Source organism: Heliomarina baculiformis (assembly GCF_019966545.1).
GTDB lineage: Bacteria > Pseudomonadota > Alphaproteobacteria > Rhodobacterales > Rhodobacteraceae > Heliomarina > Heliomarina baculiformis.
In genome coordinates, this window is sequence record NZ_JAIMIC010000006.1 from 129,520 (window position 1) to 154,009 (window position 24,490).

A 24,490-nucleotide genomic window follows, 5' to 3' on the forward strand; every position below is an offset into this window, starting at 1 on the left:
CGCTGTGCCTCCGGCGGGGATATTTTAAGACCCAAAGAAGCAGGGGGTGTCAGAGCAGACCTTCGGCGAGCCATTCGTCAAGCTGGCGGCGGCTGATTTCGAAATGCATGCTGTCTTCGCGCCGGAAGCCCGCGCCCCAGACCCACCCTTCGGCATGGAAGAAATCAGCGAGAATAGTCAGGCCGAGTTGCGTCTTGCCATCGGTGAAATTGTCGAGTTGACCGTCGATGTTGAGATCGACGGCGAGGCCGTAGCTATGGGTGGAGAGACGGTTGGTGGTGCCGCGGATGCGTCGCACGCAGAGCGAACCCGAGGTATTGATGCGGGCATAGAGATCGGGGTCGGCCCGTTCCACGTTGGCAAAGACGCGGCGCAGCGAGTCGACGGCCGGTTGCAGCATATTGACCCGGATCGGGCCGACCTCGGTCAGGACAAGCTTGCGGCGCAGGTTCTCGTTCGTCATCGGCTCGCAGGTGTCGCTGAGCACGTCGCGCGGACGGCCCAGTGTCGCCTCGAGATAGTCGGAACCGGCGACTTCGAGACCGCGATTGACCTCGGTCCGGTTGGCGATCAGTACGACCTGGGCATAGGCGTCGATGATGTCATTGGGACCGGTGCCGCGCAGCAGCGCGTCTTCGGCATCCGCGTCTGAGGTGAACCCGCCGCCGCTGTTACCGGCAGGCAGGCGGGCCACTTCGTTTTCGAGGGTCTCCATCCGGCTCTGGAGATCTTCGACCTGCTGGCGCAGCACCTCGATTTCGATGCGGGCGCCGGAGTCAACGGCAGAACCCTGAAAGTCTTCTTCGGAGAGGAACCAGGTCAGCCCGACCCAGAGAACGGGCGCGAGGATGACCGCCACCGCGACGATGATTGCGGGGAGCAGGCGCATGGTCTGCCATCTCCTTTCTGCCTTAATACAGGCGCAATTTTATGGCACCCGAATTGAAGTTTTTTTAACGAAAGTGACCGAGATCACTGATGCAATAGACGTTGTCGTACCATGATCAACGGTATAGTGTCTTTACGTAACCCATATGGATAAAAGGGGAAAGCGAACGATGGTCCGTTTAAGCAACCTTATCGCCTGTTCTCTGACCGCCGCCACCGCGCTGACCGCGCCGGCCGCGACATTTGCACAATCTGCCGATGAAATGACAGCCGAGCAGATTGCGGAAGCTTTCAAGAAGCAGAAGACCCGTGGTCTTGTCATCGTTCCGTCGGGACAGCAGGCCGAGACGAGTGAGGCAACCAGTGTGGCCCCTGCGACGCCCGCCGCCTATTCCGAGGTCGACCGCGCGGATCAGGTCAATGTGCAGATTTCCTTTGGTTTTGACAGCGCCACGCTGGCCGACGACCAGAAGGCCAAGCTGACCACCCTGTGCGAAGTGATGAAGAACGTCGACGTTTCGGTATTCCAGATCATCGGTCACACCGACAGTTCCGGCAGCGCCGAGTATAACGAACGCCTGTCGCTCTTGCGCGCGAAAGAGGTCAAGCGCCATCTCGAAAGCGACTGCGGCATTGCGGCCGAGCGTCTGGAAGCGGTTGGCATGGGTGAATCTGCACCCTTCGACGCCAATGATCCGGCGGCGGATGTGAACCGTCGCGTCGAATTCCAGGCCCTGGGCTAACCGCCTGACCATCCCGGACCGGACAGCACCGGCGGAGCACAACTCATGATCGAATCCCGCCCCGGCGATGCTTTTCAGCCCGGCGAGCTTTTGAACAATACCTACCGGATCGAAGCTTTGTTGGGCCGGGGCGGCACATCGGATGTCTACAAGGCCCGGAGCGAGATTTCGGGCCGTCTGATGGCGCTCAAGGTGCTGAAGTCGGAATTTTCCGGCAACGACGATTACCTCGTTCTGCTGACGCGCGAAGAGGAAATCCGCGATATCCGTCACGATGCGGTGGTGCGTTATTCCGAATGCAACCGCACGCAGGACGGCCATGTCTACCTGATGATGGATTACGTCGAAGGCCCCGGGCTTGACCGCAAGCTCAAGCAGGGTCCGATGTCGGCCGAGGATTTGCTGGTGGTCTGCCGCCGCGTCGCGGGCGGGCTGAGCGCGGCCCATGCGCGCCATATCGTACATCGCGATCTGTCGCCCGACAACATCATCCTGAAGGACGGCGATCCGGCCAAGGCCGTGATCATCGATTTCGGGATCGCCAAGGATACCAATCCCGGTGCCGAAACCATCGTCGGCAATGAATTCGCGGGCAAATACGCCTATGCCGCACCGGAACAGCTTAACGGGCAGACCGATGCGCGGTCAGACATCTATTCGCTTGGCGCGCTGCTTCTGGCGAATTTCCGTGGCGCGCCGCCGGATATCGGGCGCAACCCGATGGAAGTAGTGCAGAAAAAGAGCGAGCGGCTCGATACCAGCGGCGTGCCCGAGCCGCTCAAGACGCTGATCGACAGGATGACCGATCCGAACCCGGATGCGCGCCTTTCAAGCGCGGCGGCGGTGGTGGCTTTTCTCGACAACCCCGAGACCAGCGACCTTGACGAACTTGAAGCTACGGTGATTTCGCCACCACCACGTGACCGTAATATCTCCCCGACTGCCGGGCCTGAGAGAAGCGCAGGACCGGGTGCCGCTACGGCGGCTCCGCTGGACCGGGATAGCGTGGCAGAAAGCCAGACACCTGGCACGCCCCAAATTTCCCCGGCCTCGGCTGCGCCCGCCCCGAAGCATGATCGTAAATGGCGCGGCGGGCTGATCGTGGCTCTCTTGGTGCTGCTGGTCGCCATGGGCGGTGCAGGCGGTTATTTCGCGGGGGCCTTTGACAGCCTGCTTGGGCCGCAATTCCCCATCGCCGAACCCTATACGCTGCTGGTGGCGAAGTCTGACGAGGAACCGCCAAATGCCGTCGGCAATGTCCCGTCCGAGGCGATGCGCGACCGGCTGAGCACCCTTATCGGCGAGGCGAATGGCGATGCGGACCTGACCTTATCCTCGGGCGACATCGCCGACAGTTGGGGCGACGATGTGATGGCCACGCTCGACCAGATTCGGGCGCTTGACGACTGGCGCCTGTCGATCAGCGGCAACCGCGCGCAGGTCACCGGCTCCACCACGGATGAGGCTTTGCAACAGCGTCTGATGGCGGCGATGGAAAACGATCTGCCCGGCGCGCTTGAAGGCCGAGCGCGTATTACCTTTGAACAGACCTTCCTGAGTGAAGATGAAATCATGCCGGTGCTCGAAAAGTTTTCGGATTGCGGGCCCTTGACCCTTGCGGGTTCCTCGCCGATCGGCTTTGGCCCGGATGCGCCGATCACCGTGTCGGGGCGCGTCAGCGAGACCGCGACGCGCGTGCAACTCTTTGACGCCCTGCGCGCCATCGCCGGTGAACGCAACGTGGTGATCGATGTCGAGGTCCTGAACCCGACGCTCTGCCTGATCGAAAGCCACCTCCCGGACGCGCCGCCCAGCGATATAGATGTCGCTTTCCGGGTGGGCGACCGGGACGAACCCAACCCTTCGGGACGGTTCTTCGTGGGCGAGAACCCGGTGATCGACGTGGTCCTGCCCGCGGATGTGACCGACGGATTCCTGACCGTGTCGATCCTCGATGTGTCGGGCAGCGTCTTCCACCTTTTGCCGAACCTCAACCGCGAGGATAACGCCGTTGCCGACCTGCGCGACGGGCAATCGGGTGAGGTGCCGGTGCGCGTGGCTTATGATCTTGAAGAAGCGGCACAAAACGGGCGCATCGCCTTCCGTGTCGATGACAGCACGCTCGGCAAAAGCAAGGTCATCGTGCTTCACTCGACGAAACCGCTGTTTAACGGGCTGCGGCCGACATCGGAATCCGCCTCAGGCTACGCCGAGGCGCTACGTGAATTCGCCCATGACAATGAACAGACCATCTTGTCGCTCGACAGCAAGATCCTGACCACAGCCCAGCCCTGATCAGATCACGTCTATCACGATGACCGAGATGTTATCGGCCCCGCCGCCGGTCAGCGCGATCTGCACCAGTTCATCGGATACGGTTTCCAGCGGGAAGCGTTTCAGGGTCCGTTCGAGGATGCTGAAGGTCGCGTATTTCGTAAGACCGTCGGAACACAGAAGGAAACGGTCACCCGAGCGGGTTTCGCCGCGCACCTTGTCGAGGTCCAGATCGTCCCCCACGCCCACGGCCCGGGTGATCGCGTTGGATTGCGGGTGCTGCTCTGCCTCGTCCCATGTCATCCGGCCCGAAGTAACGAATTCCGCCACCGCTGAATGATCGGTCGTCAGCATCTCGATATGACCGTCGCGCAGGCGATAGATCCGGCTGTCGCCCGCCCAGAGCCCGACGAAATGCCCGTTCGCCATGATCAGCGCCGCGACAGTCGCCCCAATCACCCCCCGCCCGCGATCCTCGGCCTCTTGCACGATGATGCGGTGCGCTTTCTGGATCGCATCGCGCAGCGCATGCATCCGGTCACCGGGCTCAAGCCCCTGCGGGATGGTGGCGATGGAATCCGCGATCAGGCGGCTGGCGAAATCGCCCGCCTCATGGCCCCCCATCCCGTCCGATACGACCCAGATATCATGGCCCGGCAGCGCCAGCACGGAATCCTCGTTTACCTTGCGCTTGAGCCCGACATGGGTCTTGGCGTTGTAACGGAACGCGTTGAAATCATTCATGCGGGGCGGGCCTCGTTCCAGACCGGGGCGTTGAGGTGAAAGAGACCTTGAATTTCGGGACCATCGGGCAAACCATCGCAAATCATTAATCTGGGCACTTCGTTAACAACCGTACTCCACACACTGGGCGCGGGATAGGCACGAGCCAGCAGGCCCGAGGCGAGTTCAGGCAAAATACCGCCCGGCGCGGCCTGCGTCAGAACAAGGCTGCGTCCGGCCCGCCGCAAGGGCGCGGCACTGCGAAACTCCGGGGTTGGGATATCGGCAAGGCGCTGTTCCAGCATCTCACGTGTCATCCCGTCTTCGAGCGCGTCGAGCGCCAGATCTTCCAGCGTCACAAACAGCGGCTCTTCGTTGAAATGATCGAGCGAGGCCGGCCCCGGCGTCGTCACCGCCGCCGCCAAGGTCAGCGGAAAGCGCCGCCCGACCCGGTCGACCGACGGCATCATCACGCCCAGCATCTTTTGCTGCCCGGCCAGCCCCGCCGACAGGGAAAACCGCCAAATCGGGGCCGACATGTAATGCGCATCCCAAACCTCGCCCAGCATCTCCTGCCCGCTCAGCAGGGCATTCTGCACCCATGTGTCCCAAGCGCTGACAAAGCCCGGTGGCATGGTGATCCGAAAGAAATCACCCACGGACGGCATTTTACCAAAGGCCCCGAACCCGGCCATCGTCACATCGATTTCGGGCAGCTGAACTCGGCCAGCGCGGGAAGGGCAAAGGGGTTCAGAACCGAGCCCGATTGCAGTTGGAAGATCGCGATGCGTCCGCCTACATTGAAGATGACCCGCTTGCGGTCCGAGACATTGGTCCGACGCACTTCGGCCGCGTCCAGCAGCCGGAACCAGCCCCATGGCCCGTCACGCTTCAGCGAGCTTTCGATATTCTTGCGATCCGGTTGGAACAGGATCTGCGCAAAGCCGACGCTGCCCGGCCATGTGACGGCAACCGGATTGGGCTGTCCGCCGCGATGGGCAAAGCCCACGTCCTGCCCATCGATCTGGAGCACGACCGATTTGGCCTTGGGATCCAGCGCCTCCGGCGTCATCTGGAACTGCACCGCCGGGTTGGGCCCCCCGGCAAAAAAGGCGTCGCGAATTTCCGCCGCGTTCTGCATCTGTTGCAAAACGCCCTGACTGATGCCCAGTTCGACGTTGTTCACCGACTTAAAGGTCCAGGGTCGTGTCCGCGTATCGACGTGTCTCAACAGGTTCTCGTTAAAGAAACTGTCGATCAGCCCGTTCGGCGCGAACAGCTTGGCAAAATCGGCAAGTGCCACATCGGCCCCCGCCCGCCGGTTGAACGGGTAGCGATTGGAAAGCGCCTGCTCGCAGAAGGGCAGTACGTTCGCCTGCCAGCGCGCGTTGATCGAGGCACGGGTGCTATCCGAAGTGATCCCCGAGGACCCGGTCGATATCTGCGAGGCCCAGCGTTCCAAAGGACCGTCGATCCGGCCCGCCGCTTGCTGAAACTGCAGCAGTGCCTGCCCGGTTTCACCACCGGTGGTCACGCCGCTGAATGACAGTTTTTGCAGCTCCTGATAGACCTGCGTCAGCACACCCATAAGCTGGTCAAGCTGCGAGGGCTGGCCCTCGGGACGCTCGACGAGTTGTTGCAGCCACGCAAAACGGTCCTCGACATATTGGCCGGGTTCCTCCGGTTCGCCGCCGGGCGTAGCCGAGGCGGACTTTCGCAGTGCTTCCAGCAGGATCTGCGCCTGAATGCCAAGGTTCTGCCGCGACTCGAGCCCGACAATCGCCTCACCGGCATTCGTCAATTCTGATGTATCTACCAGATCGCGGTTTTCCGTCAGCCGGGTTTCCTTGGCCACCTCGGTCAGGATGTTCACGATGGGTGAGGTCGGTCCTGACAGCACGTTCGTCACCTCGACCGCATGACTGAGCGATTCAAGCGGCACGATGTCGATATCTGCCAGAATGCCGTCATAACGCGAAATGTAATCGTTATAGTAGAGATCAAGCACGTCGCGGCTCAGCGCCAGCAGGGCGCCTTCGGTCTGGATGGATTCACCGCGCTCACCCAGCACCCATGCTTCGCTGCGCACACGCTCGGCGACGCTGACCGCTTCGGGCAGGAAGACGTTGTTGAAGCCGTCATAGGTGAAAATCCCCTCGATCCCGTCGTTTAGCGCCTTACCCGAAGACCGCACCAGCACCCGGCTCACCGCCGGACCGCCCTTTTCCGTGATCCGCCATTTCGGTAGCGCAGTGGCTTCGGCACTGTTGATGATGCCGTTATAGACCCGTTGGGCCAGCGGCAGTTCGGTAAGAATGCCCTGCACCTGCTCGACCAGCGGCCCGTTCAGTGCGATTTCCTGCATCGGCTGGGACAGCAGAGCATCAAGGTGATCGCGCAGATCGTCGCGAAGCTCCTGTCGCACCACGCCGGGATAGGACACCTCCCAATCGACCTGCATCCATTCCTTGACCAGATCCGGGTTCATCGGCCCCTGAAGTCCCAGCATCAGGTAGATCTTGAGCGCCTCGTAAAGCAGTTCGGGGTTGTTCATATTCGCCATCATCTGCTCTTCGAGCCGCAGCAGAAGACGGGGCAGATAGCGTTTGTTCAGCGCCGCGCGATAGGTCTGGGCCGCCTGAGTGCCGATGACCTCGCCCTGATACAGCCCATAGCGCACGCGGCGTTCCGGGTCGGGATCGGACAGCACGGGATTGGTCGGCATGTCGCGCAGGTTGTTCAGCGCCGCTACCACGGGCGGAAGGTCGGTGTCGCCCACCGGGCTTGGTGGCAGGGTATCGGCGGCCTCCTGATAGGCGAGCACCTTGTCGGCCGCCTCGTCGATCAATGCCACGTTGCCCATGTAGCTGCGCACCCAAAGCGCGCCCATGCCCAGCGCGATCAGGACAGTCGCGGCGATCAACGCGCGCTGGGTCCAGCGATAGCGCCGTTCTACCTTGTCATCGGCCGACACCAGTCCGGCCTCGTTGAACATGACGGTCTCGAACAGCCGCGTCAGGAAATAGGACCGACCGGACCCCTGCCCTGTACCGATGGCCTGACGGCCAATGCCAAAGGTCTGCGCCATACCGAGCATCAGACGGTCGATGGGCGTGCCTTCCTGCGTGCCGGACGTCAGGTAGACACCGCGCAGCATCTGGCGGCTTTCGTACCGGTTGTCCTGAAACACCTCGGTCAGGAATTCCCGCGCGACATTACGCATAGAGGCCACCTGCGCCGGGAACCCGGCAATCAGCGAACGTTTCTGCTGATCCGTCTCGCGCTGCATCTTTTCCAGAAGCTGCGCGTTCAGCTGGCCCAGCAGCTTGGCATATTCCTCGTCGAAAGCCGAAACCGGCGACGCCTCGCCACGGGTTTTCTCAAGTGGCAGGGTAAAGCCCCAAACCTGTTCGCGCTCTTCCTTGCCAAGATCGTCATAGAACTCGTTGAACCCGGCGATCAGGTCGGCCTTGGTGAAGAGCACGTAAACCGGAAATCGTACGCCCAGCTTTTCACGCAATTCGTTCAGACGCCGACGCACCGCCTGCGCATGGGCCTTTTGCGTGACCTCATCCTGAAGCGACAGGTCCGAGAGTGAAATCGCGATCATCGCACCGTTGATCGGCTGGCGCTTGCGGTATTTCTTGAGCAGCCCAAGAAAACCCAGCCACGAGGCGTTATCAACCTCGGCATCGCTTTCCTGCGTGGTGTAGCGGCCCGCCGTATCGATCAGCACGGCCTCGTTCGTGAACCACCAGTCGCAATTGCGCGTCCCGCCGACACCGCCCACGGCGGCCTTTCCCATCTTGTCGGCGAGCGGGAATTGCAGGCCGGAATTCACAATCGCCGTCGTCTTGCCCGCGCCGGGCGGGCCGATCATCACGTACCACGGCAACTCGTTCAGGTGCTTTTTACCATTCTTTGACTTGCGCAGTTCGGCCATCGCGGCCTTGAACTTACCGCGCAACTCGCCGATTTCCTCGCCGACCACGTCATCTTCAACCGGGTCAGAGGCCTCCGCCATTTCCTCGGTCATCTTCTTGGCCCGGCGCCGCCGCACAAGAAATACGGTCAGCATGATCGCAAGGAAGAACACCGATATGCAGGCAATCGTGACGATGCGCGCCGTCAGGCTCGCAAAGGGATGCCAGTCGTCCCTGCCGATATAGGGCGCGAAATACCATGCCGCGACCGACAGGATGACGGCCAGCGCCAGAAGCACGAAGTAAATCGACCGGAACATGCGCAGGAACAATCTGATCATTGGTCACTCTCCCGGACGAGCACAACTTCGATACGCCGGTTCTTGGCCCGCCCCTCGCGCGTGCCGTTATCGGCGATGGGTTCTTTATCGGCCCGGCCTTCGGCGGTCAGCCGGGACGGGTCGTCGAATGTCTTGGCGATGCCCGACATCACTGATTTCGCGCGCGCCAGCGACAGGTGCATGTTCGACGGGAATCGCGACGACCGGATCGGCACGTTGTCGGAATGACCGACGATGATCACCGGGCCGGGTTCCTCGTTCAGAGAGCGCGCCACGCGGTTGATCGGCCCTTCGAACTGCGGTTGCAGATCGTCCGATCCCGAGCCGAACATGTTCGACCCCGCGATACGGATCACCAGCGTATTGCCCTTTTGAAACACCTCGATGATGCCGTCATCAATCTCTTCCTGAAGAAAGCCTTCGACCTTTTGCAACTGCTCTTCGGCGGTCGGTGCCGGAGGCGGCGGTGGCGGTGGCGGTGCCCGGCGCAAGAGCTGCGCAACCGGACCGCTATCGATGATCGACAATTGTCCGATCACCCGCTCGGTCTGGTTCGACAGCGCATAGGACAGGCCAAGAAACTGCGCGGTCAGCAGGGTCACCGTGACCGCCAGCGCGATCCAGACCAGTTTCCACGCCGAGAGTTTCTTGAACGGTTTCTTGATACCTTCCCAGTTCGGCGACAGATCATGTTCCAGCGCCCCGCGCTGGGCGCGGATGATCCGGGCGAGCGAGGCGCGGATCTGGGTGTGCTTCTCCATCCCGCCCTGTTCGACGCGCAAACGGCCTTCAAACCCAAGCGACATGCACATGTACAGGAATTCGAGCATATCGATATTCGCGCCCGGATCCTTTTCCAGCCGCGCCAGCAGGTCATAGAAACGATCCCCGCCCACGGTCTCGCGGTGGAACGTCCCCACCATCGACTGCATCCCCCAGGACGATTGCCCGCCCCACGGCGTGTTCAGCACCACGTCATCCAGCGTCGCGCACAGGGCATACCGCGCGACCTTGACGGTCTGCGCCGGGATACCGGCCTGCAACGCACGGTTCTCGAATTCGCGCACCTCGCTCACGACGCTCTGGCGCAGCTTGTCGGGGTCCATGTGCTGCGCCCGGTTGCGGATGCGCGAGATCAGGGAAAACAGCGTGCTGGCACAGGCGGTCAGCTGGTTCATGCCGGTCATCGACACCGAGGCAGCCGCCGATTTCGCCGTAGGTCGGGGCGTTGCGCCCTGCGGCACACCATAAGCGCCGGCGGAACCGGCCCCCGGCTCGGGGAAACCGCCGGGATCGGGAACGGCTGCGGGCGCCGGCGTGGCCATGCCGCCACTGGAACGCCGCCCGCCAGGATTGGGGCGGATCACCGTCTTGTCGGTATCGTCCGGCTCTGCAAAGGGATCGTTGTCAGACATGCCGCTTCCCCTTTCCTCAGTTATTGCGGATCGCCCACAGTTCCATCTTCAGCCCCGGGTATTGCCCCGACACATGCACCGCGATCCCGCCCGAGGTGGTCATCTTGGCCCAGTACGGGCTTTCCGGTTCCAGCTCGAAATAAACAACGCCCGCGTGATACGGGATCTGGCGCGGCGCCACCGGCAGCGGGCGAAGCGTGATCCCCGGCAGGGCCGAGTTCACCAACTGGCGGATTTCCTCGACAGGGCCGATCTTGGCCTGCCCCGCGAAATGCCGCCGCACGTCCTCGGCCGGAATATCCGCGTCCACGGCCAGCACGAACCCGGCATTGCCAAGCAGCTTGCGATCGGCGATGACACCGACGCTGATGCCGTATTTGCGCTCTTCCAGCTTGATTGCGATGGCGGTCTGTTCCAGCACCGAACTCAGGTATTGCCGCAGGGTGCGGATCACCGGGCTGAAGCTGCCGCTCAGGTTATCATGCTCGTAAGGAGGGAAATTCGGCGGCTCCTTGTCGGCAGACATGAATACCGAAAGCTCGCCCGCCAGCGACACGCAGGTGCGATAGAAATCCTCGGGATGCAGGTTCTCGATCCGGCTCAGGTGGCGGATCAGCGGCAGTGACCGGTTCACCACCGACAGCAGCATGAAATCCTGCACCTCGGCCGCGCCCCGCGCCGAACCGGATTCCGCCAGACGGCCCGAAAGCGCCTGCATCCGGTGCGACAACAGCCCCTCCAACTCGCGCACGAAAGCGTCCAGCGGATGCGCCGCGCGGATGTCGAGGCAGGACGGAATGAACGCCTGATCAAGGATGATCTCCTTGTCGGGACGCACTTCGATGATACGCGCCACCGGGATCGCCAGCTTGTCGGCCAGATCGTCCACTGCCAGCGCGAATTGCAGGCGCATCTTGCCGACGCCCAGCACAACCGGCTTCTTTTCCTGCCCCATCGTGTCGGTGACTTCGATCTCGGTCGGACGCAAACGGCTGGCCGACATCTCGGCCCCGGACATGTCCACCTCGGTCGCGCCCTGACGGCGCTGCGGCACGGTCAGGTAGACGACGCAATCCTTCACCGTCGTCGGCACCTCGAGCGCGGGCGGATGATCGTCCGTCATCGGCACGCGAAACACCGTGCCGTCATGGGTGAGCCCCGACACGCTCTTGAGCGCGAACTGTCCGACCTTGAGCACCTCGTCATCGATCTCGAGCGCACTCACCCCCCAGCCATAGGGGCGGATCCGGCGCGCAAGCCCGCTGACAAGCGCCTCGGTATACCGGTCCGCCTGCTGAAAATGATGAGGTTGCAGAAACAACCCCTCGGTCCAAAGCACCTTGCTGTCCCAGGACACGTAATTCTCCCTTCCTGCGGGCCTATTGCTTCAGCTTTTCAAGCTGGTCCTTGTAGGCCCGCGCAAATTCCCTGCTGAACAGGTCGTGAAAATCATTCTCGGCCTGATCTGATATTTCCGCGTAGATCTTTTCGTAAACTTCCCAATAGCGCGCCTTCTTGCCGCGCAGCAGGCTGCCAAAGGCACCCGAAACCTCGATCTGCCCGGCCAGTTGCTCGGGGTCGAGCTTTTTCAGCACGCCTTTCAGCGCGGCCTCCATACCGGTCACCATCGCGACCTCATGGGCCTTGATGTCCTGCAACGCCTGCTCGGCGGCGCTTTCGGGGCTAAGGTAGCCCTTGGTCGCGGGCTTGATCATCGTCTCGACCGCCTGTTCCGGGCTGATCGAGAATTTGAGCGGGTTGTTACCGCCGGCGCTGATCATCGTCTGTTCGATGCGGAATTCGCTCTTGATCGAGGTCCGCGTCATCAGGATTTCGCGCAGGCCGGTGATCAGGGTTTTCATCACCCGCCCCATGCGCGCCATGGTCTGCGGCAGATCGGCGTCGTCGATCCGAAGATCCTCGGCCCCGGCGCCTTCAAGGAAGGCGCGCGCCATGTCGACCTGCCCGGCCGCCACCGGCTGTGCGGGCGCGGGTAGAACCGGTGCGGCAGGCTCAACCGGTGCGGCTGGCGCTTCGGGTTCGGGCGCAAACACATCGTCGCCCAGATCCTCGGGCGGCAAAACCGGCGGCGTGCGACGCGGCGCTTCGGGCTCAGGCGTCGCGGCAAAGGGATCATCCGCCGGACCGCCCTTATCCTCGCCAATGCCTTCCAGCAGATCGTCCCAGTCATCGGGGATCATGTTGCTGGACGAACTCTGCTGCGGGCGGAAACTGTCATTGGCCGAAGGGTTATGCGACGAAAAACTCGCCCCCGTGCCCTCGCGCCCGTCACTCGGTTTCTGAAAGAAGGGATCGTCCTCTTCGCCCATCGGCGGCAGCAGGTCGTCGATCGGATCGACCGGGTTGATCTGCGACGGGCCGGTCGGTTTTTCCGGCCCCAGCAGATCGTCGAGGAAATCGCCCGAGCTCGCATCATCCAGCAGATCGAACGGATCGGGTGCCCGGTTCGCATCGCCATGCGACGCGGCCTCCTGCGCCGAGGGTGGCGCGATGAAATCGCTCATGTCCGGCGTGTCGGCGGTGATCTCGACCACCAGTTCGTAATTGCCAAGGGCCAGCACATCGCCGTTGTTCAGCGGCGTCGGCGTATTGCCCAGCGGGATCTTGGAATAGTTCAGGAACGTCCCGTTCGTCGACAGATCGACGATCACCACATTGCCATTGTGATCCTCGATCACGAAATGGCTTTTCGATAGCAACCGGTCGGGATCAGGCAGAACAAGATCGTTCGCGGGGCCACGCCCCACGGTCAGACTGCCGCCCTGCATCGGCACAGGGCGGGCATTTCCCGGGACGGTCCCGGAAGACTGGAATTTCAGCATCACGGCCATAGTGTCGGGCTTATCCTCCTGTCCGCGCCAAAAGATGGCATTCGAATGGCCTTGGGGTCAGAATTGACATGGAAACGGTAAACGAGACCTGAACCGCATCCCGGCAGACAAGACAGGCGCATCGCGCCCTCTGCGATCCGGGGCATTCCCATCAGGCCTCTCCCTTTTCCAGGCTATCATCGTTTTTCATCTGGCCATTGCCACCACGGGCAATATCGACGGCACGGTCGATCAATACCTGCGTATGTGCTTCAAACTTATCAGAAAGCTCTCCCAGCGCCACCATATTCATGGCAAAAGCCGAGGTCTCCGAGGCCCCCGCCGGGGCCGGAAACTTGGCCAGATCACCGGGGCCAAGCGTACCATCGGAATAAAGCACGCACATGGCGCAATGCACGGTTTCATCATCGACATAAGCGTGGTCCAGCGATTGCCGCGCCGCCTCGCGATTTTCATCGGTCGGCTTGAAAACCCAGGCTTCGGCCGCGCTGAGCGCCGCCGGATCGCGCTCCGATTTCGGGCCGATGTAATCGCGTGCGGCAAGACAGGCCCACCACACCCTTTCGCGCGGCGGCAGGATCACCCCCAGCAGCATCAGAATGTCGATCCATGCTTCTTTTTCCACCAGTTCGCCCAGTACCACATCGGCCGGAGCGCTGGCAGGCGCCTCCAGCGGTGTCTTCAGCAAGACATTCGCATCTGCCAGCAACCGCGCCGCCGGATCCTTGGGGACTTTGACCATGCCGTCAAATCGTTCGCTCATCACACCCACCTTAATTGATCATGGTGATGCCGCCCTTGAGCGTCAGCATCGCATCTGCCTTGACCGTGGTCAGAGGCGCCTTGACCTCGGCCATAGCCGTTGCCTGCACCTTGATCATCGGCCCCTTGATCGTGACCCCCGAGGGATCAATCTTGATCGACGACCCGCCCACCTTCAGCTCGATGCTCTGGGCGGCGGTCATGGTGATCTTGCCCGCGCTGGCCTTTGTCGTGATATTGCCAAGCTTGACCGTCGTGGTCTGATCGCCGGATTTGACCGTGGTCGTCTGATCGCCTGAATCGATCGAGGTCACCTGATCGCCGGACTTCACCGTGGTGTCGTAATTGCCGGTGATCGTCTGTTCATGCTTGCCCTCGACCTTCTGGATCTTGTCGGTCTTGATCTCGATCAGCTGGCTGCCGGCCTCGATCTTAAACTCCTCGTCGCCCTTGGTGATCGTATGATAGTGGTTGCCTTCCTGAATGGTCCGCGTGACGTGGTTGCGGATCACTTCGGAAAGACTGCCCTCTTCATCGTGCGCACCGGCATCAATCGCATCCTGACCGATGGTCACCACCGACTTGTTCTTGATCAGGAACTGGTGATCCTTCTGGGCCTGAACGCGCATGAACTCGGCGTCCTTCTTGTCTTCGAACATCAGCTCGTTATAGCCGCCGCCCCCTTTTGAGGAGTTCGTGCGGATGCCAAGCTGGGTCGCATCGTCAGGGTATTTGAACGCGGGCTTGGTTTCCTGATTGAACATGCAGCCGGTACAGATCGGCCGGTCGGGATCGCCCTCCTCGAACTGGATCACGACCTCCTGACCGATGCGCGGGATGGCGACCATGCCCCAGCCCTTGCCCGACCACGGGGTCGCGACACGCACCCAGCAGGATGAGTTTTCATCCGACTTGCCAACCCGGTCCCAGTGGAACTGCACCTTGATACGGCCGTGCTCATCGGTCCAGATTTCCTCGCCCTTCTTACCCACGACCATCGCGGTGTGCAGGCCGGAAATCTCGGGCCAGTCGGTTACCAGCGGCGCACGAAACTGCGTCGCATTCGGGATCGCGCCAAAGGTCACGACGTAATCGGTGTCTTCCATTTCCTTCGGGTATTGCAGCTCGGCCCGGTCCCGGTCCAGACGGCCCGGCGCCACGCGGATCGAATCCGTCGGCCGGATGTAGTGAACCGCGTCGGTCACAAGGTATTCGCCGTTCTCTCCATCGAGATCGGTCAGTTTGAATCGATAGCCGACCGAGATCGCCCGCGAATTGGAGGCACCGCGTTTCGTCTGATAAGAAACCTCGTTGGCCTGCATCATCACGCGGGCCAGCTTTTCCCCGCGCGCCTTGTCTTTACGGAACTTGCCCGGGTAGTGATATTTCTCGTACGAGCCGTGCGAATGCGACGTCTTGGCGGTGCCCTTCTGGATCAGTTTCAGATCCTGCTTGGGTGTCAGCATGTCGAAATCGTTCAGGGTAACCTTGCCGGTGACGACGTTTTCGCCGCGTGTCCAGTCCGTCACCGTATTGCCAGCGTCCGTCGGCTTTCCGCCGGAACCGGTGAACTTCAGCTCTTTCAGTACCGGGTTCGTCGAATGCGATCCCGCCTTGTCATCGCAGAGGATCAGCTGGTTCGTGACCCCGGTGCCCGGCGCGTTGTCGAAATAGAAATATATGCCTTCCTCTTCCATGAGGCGGCAGATGAAGTCGTAATTCGTTTCGCGATACTGCACGCAGTACTGGCGTGTCTCGTAGGTTTCGCGCAGTTTTTTCTTAAAGTCCGAGAAACCCAGATCGCCGAAAACCTCCTCGATGATCTGAACGGTCGTTTTTTCTTGGAAAATGCGATTGTCCATTCCACGCGTCAGCATCCAGAGCCAGTGCCGCACCTGCGCCACGTAGTGATAGGCCGTGCCGTCCGGATGTTCGAGCTGGCCGATACATTCCACCGAAACGCAGATACCGGAAAAGTTGCGCACTTTGTCAGACAGGTGATCCTCGACTTCGACTCCCATCAGCTGGCCGACGAGATCCTGTAATTTCAGAGACTTGAGGGCTACGAATTCGACCGTCATGTCGGTCAGGCGGCTCAGCCCTTCGCGCACGATCGCACCTGTCACAAAGCACTTGTCATCCGTCTTCGGGATCAGGTCGGTGATCTTGCCCGTTAGTCTAACATGTCTTTCCGCCATAGGGCTTCCCTCTCAATACGCTGACCACCAGATACCCTGTGGCGCGTTCGTTCAATGAACTGGATCACAGATCGTCCAGCAATGCGGCCAGGTCCGCCTCCACGTCTCCCGTATCGTCTCCGCCGCCAAGGTCCTCGAACCCGGCAAGCAGCGAATCCAGATCGTCATCCCCTGCCTCTCCCGCCGGTTCCTCTGTCACGGCGGGTGCAGGGCGTTCGGCCCGCACCACCTTGGGCGGCGACGGTTCGGGCGGCACTTCGCCGGACCACGGCCCAAGGATCTCTCCGCCCCCGACCGACTGGAACGAGGCAAGCCGGATTTCATCCCGCCCCTTGATCGACACCACCGGCATAAAGCCCCGCGCCATCACCTTTTCCACCTTGTCCTGAGTCAGGTTGCGCTCGGTGCAGGGCAGCTGGACCTGATCGCCATAGCGGTCGTTCACGAAATGATAGGGGATGTCGCCCAGCGACATGATCGACCCAAGCCCCATGGATTTCCCGTTTTCCTTGAACGACTTGGCCATCAGGATCGCGACCAGCACGACAGGATTCGCCCAGAGCATGCCGCCAAGGCCCGACTGCATGGTGAATTCCTCGAACTCGAATTCGTAGATCGGTTCGGATTTCGCGCCATAGGGCCGACGCAGCATGAAACGCGGAGAAACGAGGCCAAGGTATTTCGCCTCGCCCATCCCGCGGAGCGTATCCCACGCCTCGGCCACCAGCGGATGGCGCTCTTTCTTGTCCACATCCATGAACCCGGGCGTCATCGCAGCAAAGAAAGGCGCGTCCACATGGGCTGCAACCCGAGCGATCCGGCCGAGCAATTCCGCATGCGGCGGGGTTTCCTCGAAACTGTAAAGCCCGAACATCGCCGAATACCCACCGCGCCCGTTTTCCTCGTCCAACGGCTCGCCGGTCAGCAAGCGCACCAGCCCGCTTTCCGAAAGATCGTCGGCGCTCGCCAGATCCACGGCGATTTCCTCGGCCGAGACGTCGTAAAGCACCACGTCGAGCGTATCGTCCACCTCGATGCTGCGCGCGATCAGGTCGAGCGAGCGCCACTGCGCCTCGAGCGACTGGAAGTCGGGGTGGTGCAGCACCAGCCGCATCGCCGCTGAAAGCGAGTCATCCACCGCCTTCTGCATCGCCACCGCATCCGCATCCGGAATCGCCCGGATATGCGGCCCGACAACACGCGCCATCAGATCCTCGAGCTCCGAGGCCTGCGTGAGACTGCCCGAGGCATCTCCGATCAGCTTATGGAACTCGCTCATCTTCAGGTCGGCACGCACCGCGCTGCCACCCGCGCGGGTCTTTGGCGGCGCGGCATAGGTACCATGCGTCTCGGCCCATTCCCGCAAACGCTTTGCCGCGTTCTCGGCCGTCGCCCCCATGCCGAGCTGCGCGCGCAACCCGACCAGCTCCGAGAACAGCTCGACGTTTTCATAAAGCTCATCCGGGTGCAGGTCGTCCAGTTCCGACAGCTTTACCTCGACCCCGGCGCCATCCTTGCCGATGGGCAGCACCAGCGTTGTGCCAAACCGCTTGATCACATCCTCGACCGTATCCGGATCGAGGATGATCGGCGCACGGCTTGCCAACCCGTCACCGGTTTCAATCACCCCCCGCGCGGCCCGGCCCGAGAAATCACCGAACAGGGCAATCCGGAACCTCTTGCGCTTGAGAACCTCGGCATCCGGCCGTGCCGAGCTCATCATTCCGTAGGCGAATTCCGGCTCCGCAAGGGTCGCGCCGCCGCTGCTCTCAGCGGCAGCGGCGATGTCGTCGCGTCCTTCCTCGCTCGTATCATTCTCGCCAAGACCGCCAAGCAGATCGTCCAGATCGTCGCCGTCATCCTCTTCGCTCAAACCGAGAAGATCGTCGAGATCCTCCGCCTCGGATGTTTCTTCGCCAGCCTCAGCGGTGTTGTCATCCAACCCGCCGAGCAGGTCGTCCAGCCCGTCATCGACACTATTTTCGGCACTCCCGAGAAGATCAGCGAAACCGTCCGGCTCGGCCACTGCGTCATCGCGGGCATCGCTTGGCAACGCGTCAACCTCAACGGTGCCCGACGTATCGTCCAAACCGCCGAGCAAATTGTCCAGACCATCAGGCTCGTTGATGACTTGGCCTGTCGTCTCAGCTTCCGGCTCATCGCTGGTTGCGTTCAAAAGATCATCCAGACCATCCCCCACAGCCGGATCCGGCGCGTCCTCCAGACCGCCAAGCAGATCATCGAGACCATCTGTTTCAGCCACTCCGGCCTCGCTCTCGCTGACCGACAGATCACCCACGTCATCGGTGGCATCCGGCTCTGGAAAATCATCCAGCCCGAGCAAATCATCGAGACTGTCTTCGCTGGCAGGTTCCGACGCCAGCCCGTCTTCGCCACCCACAAAATCGTGCAGGCCGTCAGTTTGGGGCGCGTCTTCGCTTGCCGCATCAGCCTCCGCCTCACTCGCCGGGCTGGCGATCGTTTCCTCTGCATCGCTGGTTGCGAAATCTTCCTCGAAGCCTCCCAAAAGATCGTCCAGATCGTCCGACGACGCGATAACAATATCCCCCCCGGATGCCTCCGGTTCCGGCGCCGACAAGTCAGCTTTGACAGTCTCCGCCGAGCCTTCCAGTCCTCCGAGCAGATCGTCTAAACCGTCCAACTCCGCCTCGGCGGCAACGGCCTCTTCCGCCTCCCCAAGCAGATCATCAAGCTCGTCTTCATCGGGTGCACCGTCTTCCGCGCTGCCGGAGATCTCACCTATAAGGTCGTTCAGACCCTCACCCGCCTCACTGTTCAAGGCCGCATCGGCAAGATCGTCTTGGCTATCGTCAGCGACACCATTTGCATCCTCTGCCACCGGGTCAGTGCCCCCGAGCAGGTCGTCCAGCGCATCGCCTTCATCCGCCACATCGGGATCGGGCACCAGCCCGCCCAGAAGATCATCGAGCCCATCATCCGCCTCGGGCTCGGAGACCTCCACACGCGCCAGGCTTTCCAATGCCGCAACCGAGCCGTCCTCTTGAGGAGCTTCCTCCACGCCCAACCCGACAAGACCGGCAAGCGCGTCATCCGTAGTGTCCGCTTCCGGTGCCGACACCTCAGCCTGCGCCAAGCGTTCGAGAGCCGCAACAGAAGCATCCTCCTCCGGCTCTTCCTCCGATCCCAGATCCGCAAGCCCGGCAAGCGCATCATCAACCGCACCGTCTGGCGCGCTTTCGGCTGGCGTCGCCTCCCGCAGGGCGTCCAGCGCCGATGCGGCATCGTCCGCTTCGGTTTCATCCTGTGGTGCGATGTCCCGCAGGTCATCCAGGGCCGACAAAGGATCCTCCTCGGCAGCCTCTTCAATCGGCTGACCGGCCAGAGAAGTCAGGGCACCGTCCACAGAACGATCCGGGGTTTCCTCGGCCGGATTTGATCTGCGCATCGCGTCCAGCACAGAGGAAGCGTTTTCATCTTCACTGTCATCGGATGTCTCGACAGCACGCAAAGCCTCCAATGTCGCCAAGCTGTCATCATGGATCTCGGCCGTGGTCTCCACCGCCCGCAGAGCATCCAGCGCAGCGTCCCCATCATCCTCGGCAACTTCCTCAATCGTTCGCCCGGCCAGCGAAGCCAGCGCATCCTCGGCAGCAGTATCCGGAACCACTTCGACGGGCGCGCCAGAACGCATCGCGTCGAGCACGGATGCCGAGGCATCCTCCTCTACAACGTCCTCTGTCTCCGCCGCCCGCAAAGCATCCAGCGCAGCGGTTCCATCATCTTCAGCGACTTCCTCAACCGTTCGCCCGGCCAGCGAAGCCAGCGCATCCTCGGCAGCAGTATCCGTAGCCGCCTCGGCAGGCGTGTCGGAGCGCATCGCGTTCAGAACAGACGCCGAAGCATCCTCCTCTACAGCGTCCTTAGGTGCTGCGGCGCGTAACGCATCCAGTGCAGCGGCCCCATCATCCTCGGCCTTAGCTTCCGTCGCCGACGCCCGCAAAGCCTCCAGCGCGGCAGAACCGTCATCCTCTGCGATGTACTCAACCGCCTGATCGGCCAGCGAAGCCAGCGCATCCTCGGTCGAGCTATCCGGTACGGCGTCTTGCGGGGTTGCGGCCCTCAGCCCGTCCAGCACGGACGCGGATCCATCGTCTTCCGCTGTTTCCACCGGCATCGCATCGCGCAAACTGTCCAGCGCCGCCTGCTGGTCTGGCGCCGTAGCGCCGCCGCCCGAAACAGCCGCGAGCAGCGATGGATCGGCAAGGATCTTTTCGATCAGCGTCTCGGCCCCGGTCTTGCCATCCATATAAGCCATGAGGTTGCGAAGCTCGGTCCGCGCCTGCAACAGCGCCTGCAACGGCTCGATCTTGGCGGCAATCGCGGCGGGCGAAAAATCGTCCATTTTTTCAAAGGTCAGATCGACGCTCAGGTTGCCGTCGCCAGTCAGCGTGTTCGGCACGCTGAACGCGGCCCTCGGCTGCATCGCTTTCATCCGCTCGTCGAAATTATCCGCGTCGATTTCCAGGAATTTCCGCTCCGAGACCGAGGGCTGCTCGACCTTGGACTTGCCGGAGAGATCGCTCATCACCCCCATGACAAAGGGCAGCTGAACCTTCTTTTCAGAACCGTAGAGTTCGACGTCATATTCGATCTGGACGCGCGGCGCACGGTTGCGCGCAATGAATTTCTGCGAGTTATCGGACATCGCCTGTCCCCCTCTTCCCGGCCAGTTCCGCGCGCAGCGCTTTTATCTCGGCGTGAAGCTCGCTCACGTTGTCGGCGACGATATCGGTCTCGCTCTTGACCAGTTCCCGCAGCTTCTCGAACTCGGCTTCAGTTTCCTCTTCCACCGCCGTCTGCATTGTGTTGACCAACAGACCGATGAACAGGTTGAGCACCGAAAAGGACGTGATCACGATAAACGGCACAAAGAACACCCAGGCCGAGGGATGCACCTCCATCACCGGGCGCACGATGCCCATCGACCAGGACTCAAGCGTCATGATCTGGAACAGCGAATAAAGCGATCGGCCCAGCGTGCCGAACCATTCCGGGAAAGTGTCGCCATACATCAGCGTCGCCATCACGCCGAAGACGTAGAACACGATGGAAATCATGATGATCACCGCGCCCATACCGGGCAGCGCATCCAGCAGCGCCTGAACCACCGCCCGCATCTGCGGGATCACCGACAAAAGCCGCATGGCGCGGATCACCCGCAGCCCCCGCAGCGCCGACATGCCCCCGCCGGAGGGCAAGAGACCAACCGTCACCACGCAGAGATCGAATATATTCCACGCGCTTTTGAAGAAACGCAGCCGGTAGGCATAGAACTTGAGCGCAAGCTCGACCACAAAGATCGCCAGCGCTATATCATCGACGGTCTCGATGATCGGACCGATGGAGCTCATCACCGATTCAGAGGTCGACAGACCAAGGGTGATCGCGTTGATGATGATAACGGTCATCACCGCGTTCGTGAAACGGTCGGTTTCGACCAGTTTCCGCACCTTGTCCTGCAAGCTCATCTGCCTGTCGTCCTCTGCTTCGCTAAGGGTCACTTGTCTTAACCTTCTCTGCGCGGCTTTTGCCGTCTGCCTGTTCGTGTCGCCTGTTGGCGTTTCACCGGGGGCCGCAGATCACGCCCCCCGGCGTTTCAAAGTCATTCGAAACTGTAGGTGAAATCGCCATCCGCCACGTCGATCGCGACTTTCCTGATCTCCTTGCCTTCCATCATCCGGCGCAGGAACTCTGCCGAGATTTCGGGCAGCATGGTGTTGGTGACAATCGCGTCGATCATCCGCCCGCCGCTTTCAAGCTCCTGACAACGCTCGACAATCGTATCGACCACCGCGTCGGAATACTCGAACGGCACGCCATGGCTTTCGGCCACGCGCTTCTTGATCCGGTTCAGCTGCAGCTTGGTGATCTCGGCGATCATGTTCGGGCTGAGCGGGTAATAGGGGATCGTCACCAGACGACCCAACAGCGCGGCGGGGAAGATCTTCAGCAGCGGGTCGCGCAGCGCCTTGGCGATGCCCTCGGGTTCGGGCATCAGCTCGGGATCGGCGCACATGTCCATGATCATGTCGCTCCCTGCGTTCGAGGTCAGCAGGATCAGCGTGTTCTTGAAATCGATGCTGCGGCCCTCGCCGTCCTCCATCACGCCCTTATCGAAGACCTGGAAAAAGATCTCGTGCACATCCGGGTGCGCCTTTTCGACCTCGTCCAAAAGCACCACCGAATAGGGTTTGCGCCGCACCGCCTCGGTCAGCACCCCGCCTTCGCCGTAGCCGACATATCCCGGAGGCGCGCCTTTCAGCGAGGACACGGAATGCGCCTCCTGATATTCGGACATGTTGATGGTGATGACGTTCTGCTCCCCGCCATAAAGCACCTCGGCCAGCGCCAGCGCGGTTTCGGTCTTACCCACGCCCGAGGTGCCCGCCAGCAGGAAAACACCGATGGGTTTACTGGGGTTGTCCAGCCCCGCGCGCGACGTCTGGATGCGCTTGGCGATCATCTTCATCGCGTGATCCTGACCGATCACGCGCTTGGCCAGATGGTCCTCGAGTTCGAGAATGGTCTCGATCTCGTCCTTGACCATGCGGCCCACCGGAATACCGGTCCAATCGCCGACCACGCTCGCCACCGCCTGATGATCGACGATTGGCAGGATCAGCGGGCTGTCGCCCTGCAATTCGACCAGTTCGACATTCTTCGCCTTCAGCTCTGCAATAAGGCTGGCGCGGTCTTCTTCGCTGATCGGGCTGGCGGGCGAGTCCGATGCTTCGGCCACCTCGGCCGCCGGTTCCCCCCCGGCCAGATCCACATCCACCGGCTGCGCGCCCTCGCGCAGCTTGGCCCGCAGATCGAGGATCGCCTCGACCACCGCCTTTTCCTTGTCCCAGCGACCTGTCAGCTCGGCCAGCCGCGCCTCTTCGCTCTCTTTCGCGGCTGTTACCGCCTCGCGCCGGTCGGCCACGTCATAGCCTGCGGTCTCGTCGCGGCCGATGATCTCCAGCTCGGTCGCCAGCGCCTCGATCCGGCGGCGGCTGTCATCCACCTCGGCTGGTACCGCGTGCTGCGACACCGCCACGCGGGCGCAGGCCGTATCCAGCAGGCTGACCGACTTGTCGGGCAGCTGCCGCGCCGGGATATAGCGCGCCGAAAGCGTGACCGCCGCCTCGATCCCCTCGTCCAAAACCTGCACGCGATGGTGCTTTTCCAGCATCGAGGCGATGCCGCGCATCATCAGGATCGCCTTGGGAATGTCCGGCTCATCCACCTGCACGACCTGAAAGCGCCGGGTCAGCGCTGGATCTTTCTCGATGTACTTCTTGTATTCAGCCCAGGTGGTCGCGCCGATGGTGCGCAACGTGCCGCGCGCCAGCGCCGGTTTCAGCAGGTTGGCCGCGTCGCCGGTCCCCGCCGCACCGCCCGCGCCCACCAGCGTGTGGGTTTCGTCCACGAACATCACGATGGGCGTCGGGCTGGCCTGAACCTCGTCTATGACCTGCCGCAGCCGGTTCTCGAATTCGCCTTTCATGCTCGCCCCGGCCTGCAACAGGCCCACGTCCAGTACCAGCAGGCGCACGTCTTTCAGCGCCGGCGGTACGTCGCCCCGCGCGATGCGCAACGCGAAACCTTCGACCACCGCCGTCTTGCCCACCCCCGCCTCGCCGGTGAGGATCGGGTTGTTTTGCCGCCGCCGCATCAGCACATCGACGATCTGGCGGATTTCCTCGTCACGCCCCACGATAGGGTCGATTTCGCCATTACGCGCCTGCTCGGTCAGGTCGGTGCAGAACTGGTCCAGCGCCTCGGTCCCGCCCATCTGCGCAGACCGCGCGCCGCTCGCCTCGCCGGGTTCAACGCCGCCACCGGTGGTCGAGCCGTCAGAAAGACTTTGCTCTGGAGACTCTTCAATTATCGACGGCAGCGCTTCGGTTAAGTCGTCAAGTTTAACCTTACGAAACTCATCAGACATCTCATACAATGTTGCCCGCAGCATCTTGTTCTCTAACATTGCAAGAAAGATGTGACCCGTCCGTACTTTAGACTTTTCGTAGCGCAATGAGCACTGCACCCATGCGCGCTCCATTGCCAAATCTAACTCTTCGGACAGATTCAGACCGGACGACGTTCCTCTTGGAAGCCTATCCAAAGCCGATGTCATCTCCGCAGCTATCTTACTAACATCGAGGTCGTAGTGGCTTATGATCCGATGGAGATCGCTGTCTTGGCCATTGAGTATCTGGTGAAACCAGTGGACCATTTCTACCGTGGGATTGCCACGCAATTTGGCAAACGTGGTTGCCCCCTCCACGGCCTGATAACCCAATTTGTTCAATTTCCCGAAAAGGGATACCCGGCTGATTTCGGTCAT

The 24,490-nt window shown here is 61.7% G+C and carries 14 protein-coding genes and 1 pseudogene; 2 read left to right on the forward strand and 13 right to left on the reverse strand.

The features are described from left to right. Nucleotides 1-49: 49 nt before the first annotated feature. Nucleotides 50-889, reverse strand: coding sequence for a M15 family metallopeptidase (locus MF268_RS15000; protein ID WP_238371680.1), 840 nt, complete (start codon nucleotides 887-889; stop codon nucleotides 50-52). 169 nt (nucleotides 890-1,058) lie between these two features. Between MF268_RS15000 and MF268_RS15005 the strand changes: the two genes are divergently transcribed. Together MF268_RS15005 and MF268_RS15010 are read left to right on the forward strand one after the other, a co-directional pair. Further along, on the forward strand, nucleotides 1,059-1,631 hold the full coding sequence (locus MF268_RS15005) for an OmpA family protein (protein ID WP_238371681.1): 573 nt from the start codon (nucleotides 1,059-1,061) through the stop codon (nucleotides 1,629-1,631). A 45-nt stretch (nucleotides 1,632-1,676) separates the two neighbouring features. Next, entirely contained in the window at nucleotides 1,677-3,926 is a 2,250-nt protein-coding gene (locus MF268_RS15010) for a serine/threonine-protein kinase (RefSeq protein WP_238371682.1), read from the forward strand. Here MF268_RS15010 and MF268_RS15015 read toward each other — a convergent pair whose 3' ends face one another. The 12 genes and pseudogenes from MF268_RS15015 to tssH form a co-directional block, all read right to left on the reverse strand. Next, complete coding sequence (locus MF268_RS15015; RefSeq protein WP_238371683.1) at nucleotides 3,927-4,649, reverse strand: PP2C family protein-serine/threonine phosphatase; 723 nt, start codon at nucleotides 4,647-4,649, stop codon at nucleotides 3,927-3,929. After that, a complete protein-coding gene (gene tagF / locus MF268_RS15020; protein ID WP_238371684.1) occupies nucleotides 4,646-5,323 on the reverse strand; it encodes a type VI secretion system-associated protein TagF in 678 nt (225 codons plus the stop codon). The genes MF268_RS15015 and tagF overlap by 4 nt, the downstream gene beginning before the upstream one ends. 2 nt (nucleotides 5,324-5,325) lie before the next feature. Beyond that, complete coding sequence (gene tssM / locus MF268_RS15025) at nucleotides 5,326-8,892, reverse strand: type VI secretion system membrane subunit TssM (RefSeq protein WP_238371685.1); 3,567 nt, start codon at nucleotides 8,890-8,892, stop codon at nucleotides 5,326-5,328. Next, nucleotides 8,889-10,307 (reverse strand): type IVB secretion system protein IcmH/DotU, encoded by a 1,419-nt coding sequence (gene icmH / locus MF268_RS15030; RefSeq protein ID WP_238371686.1) that lies wholly within the window; start codon nucleotides 10,305-10,307, stop codon nucleotides 8,889-8,891. The genes tssM and icmH overlap by 4 nt, the downstream gene beginning before the upstream one ends. Nucleotides 10,308-10,323: 16 nt before the next feature. Beyond that, a complete protein-coding gene (tssK, locus tag MF268_RS15035; RefSeq protein WP_238371687.1) occupies nucleotides 10,324-11,664 on the reverse strand; it encodes a type VI secretion system baseplate subunit TssK in 1,341 nt (446 codons plus the stop codon). Between the two features lie 22 nt (nucleotides 11,665-11,686). Next, the gene (gene tagH / locus MF268_RS15040) at nucleotides 11,687-13,159 is read right to left on the reverse strand and encodes a type VI secretion system-associated FHA domain protein TagH (RefSeq protein ID WP_238371688.1); all 1,473 of its coding nucleotides are present in this window, start codon (nucleotides 13,157-13,159) and stop codon (nucleotides 11,687-11,689) included. Nucleotides 13,160-13,310: 151 nt separating this feature from the next. Further along, nucleotides 13,311-13,922 carry a DUF6931 family protein gene (locus MF268_RS15045; RefSeq protein WP_238371689.1) on the reverse strand — a complete coding sequence of 204 codons (612 nt, stop codon included), beginning with the start codon at nucleotides 13,920-13,922 and terminating at the stop codon, nucleotides 13,311-13,313. A gap of 10 nt (nucleotides 13,923-13,932) precedes the next feature. Next, a complete protein-coding gene (locus MF268_RS15050; RefSeq protein WP_238371690.1) occupies nucleotides 13,933-16,119 on the reverse strand; it encodes a type VI secretion system Vgr family protein in 2,187 nt (728 codons plus the stop codon). A gap of 64 nt (nucleotides 16,120-16,183) precedes the next feature. Then, nucleotides 16,184-20,275 carry a type VI secretion system contractile sheath domain-containing protein gene (locus MF268_RS25415; RefSeq protein ID WP_337926809.1) on the reverse strand — a complete coding sequence of 1,364 codons (4,092 nt, stop codon included), beginning with the start codon at nucleotides 20,273-20,275 and terminating at the stop codon, nucleotides 16,184-16,186. A gap of 57 nt (nucleotides 20,276-20,332) precedes the next feature. Then, nucleotides 20,333-20,806 (reverse strand): annotated as a pseudogene (gene tssB / locus MF268_RS15060) (type VI secretion system contractile sheath small subunit); the annotation flags it as partial. After that, nucleotides 20,796-21,629, reverse strand: coding sequence for an ion transporter (locus tag MF268_RS15065; protein ID WP_238371920.1), 834 nt, complete (start codon nucleotides 21,627-21,629; stop codon nucleotides 20,796-20,798). The gene MF268_RS15065 and the pseudogene tssB, both read right to left, overlap by 11 nt. A 134-nt stretch (nucleotides 21,630-21,763) precedes the next feature. Continuing rightward, nucleotides 21,764-24,490, reverse strand: a complete 2,727-nt coding sequence (gene tssH, locus MF268_RS15070; protein WP_238371691.1) for a type VI secretion system ATPase TssH — start codon at nucleotides 24,488-24,490, stop codon at nucleotides 21,764-21,766.

Coding starts and splice junctions, on each gene's coding strand:
- MF268_RS15000 (WP_238371680.1), bottom strand. CDS start 889: ATGCGCCTGCTCCCCGCAATCATCGTCGCGGTGGCGGTCATCCTCGCG.
- MF268_RS15005 (WP_238371681.1), top strand. CDS start 1,059: ATGGTCCGTTTAAGCAACCTTATCGCCTGTTCTCTGACCGCCGCCACC.
- MF268_RS15010 (WP_238371682.1), top strand. CDS start 1,677: ATGATCGAATCCCGCCCCGGCGATGCTTTTCAGCCCGGCGAGCTTTTG.
- MF268_RS15015 (WP_238371683.1), bottom strand. CDS start 4,649: ATGAATGATTTCAACGCGTTCCGTTACAACGCCAAGACCCATGTCGGG.
- tagF (WP_238371684.1), bottom strand. CDS start 5,323: ATGGCCGGGTTCGGGGCCTTTGGTAAAATGCCGTCCGTGGGTGATTTC.
- tssM (WP_238371685.1), bottom strand. CDS start 8,892: ATGATCAGATTGTTCCTGCGCATGTTCCGGTCGATTTACTTCGTGCTT.
- icmH (WP_238371686.1), bottom strand. CDS start 10,307: ATGTCTGACAACGATCCCTTTGCAGAGCCGGACGATACCGACAAGACG.
- tagH (WP_238371688.1), bottom strand. CDS start 13,159: ATGGCCGTGATGCTGAAATTCCAGTCTTCCGGGACCGTCCCGGGAAAT.
- MF268_RS15045 (WP_238371689.1), bottom strand. CDS start 13,922: ATGAGCGAACGATTTGACGGCATGGTCAAAGTCCCCAAGGATCCGGCG.
- MF268_RS15050 (WP_238371690.1), bottom strand. CDS start 16,119: ATGGCGGAAAGACATGTTAGACTAACGGGCAAGATCACCGACCTGATC.
- MF268_RS25415 (WP_337926809.1), bottom strand. CDS start 20,275: ATGCCGGTGGAAACAGCGGAAGACGATGGATCCGCGTCCGTGCTGGAC.
- MF268_RS15065 (WP_238371920.1), bottom strand. CDS start 21,629: ATGAGCTTGCAGGACAAGGTGCGGAAACTGGTCGAAACCGACCGTTTC.
- tssH (WP_238371691.1), bottom strand. CDS start 24,490: ATGACCGAAATCAGCCGGGTATCCCTTTTCGGGAAATTGAACAAATTG.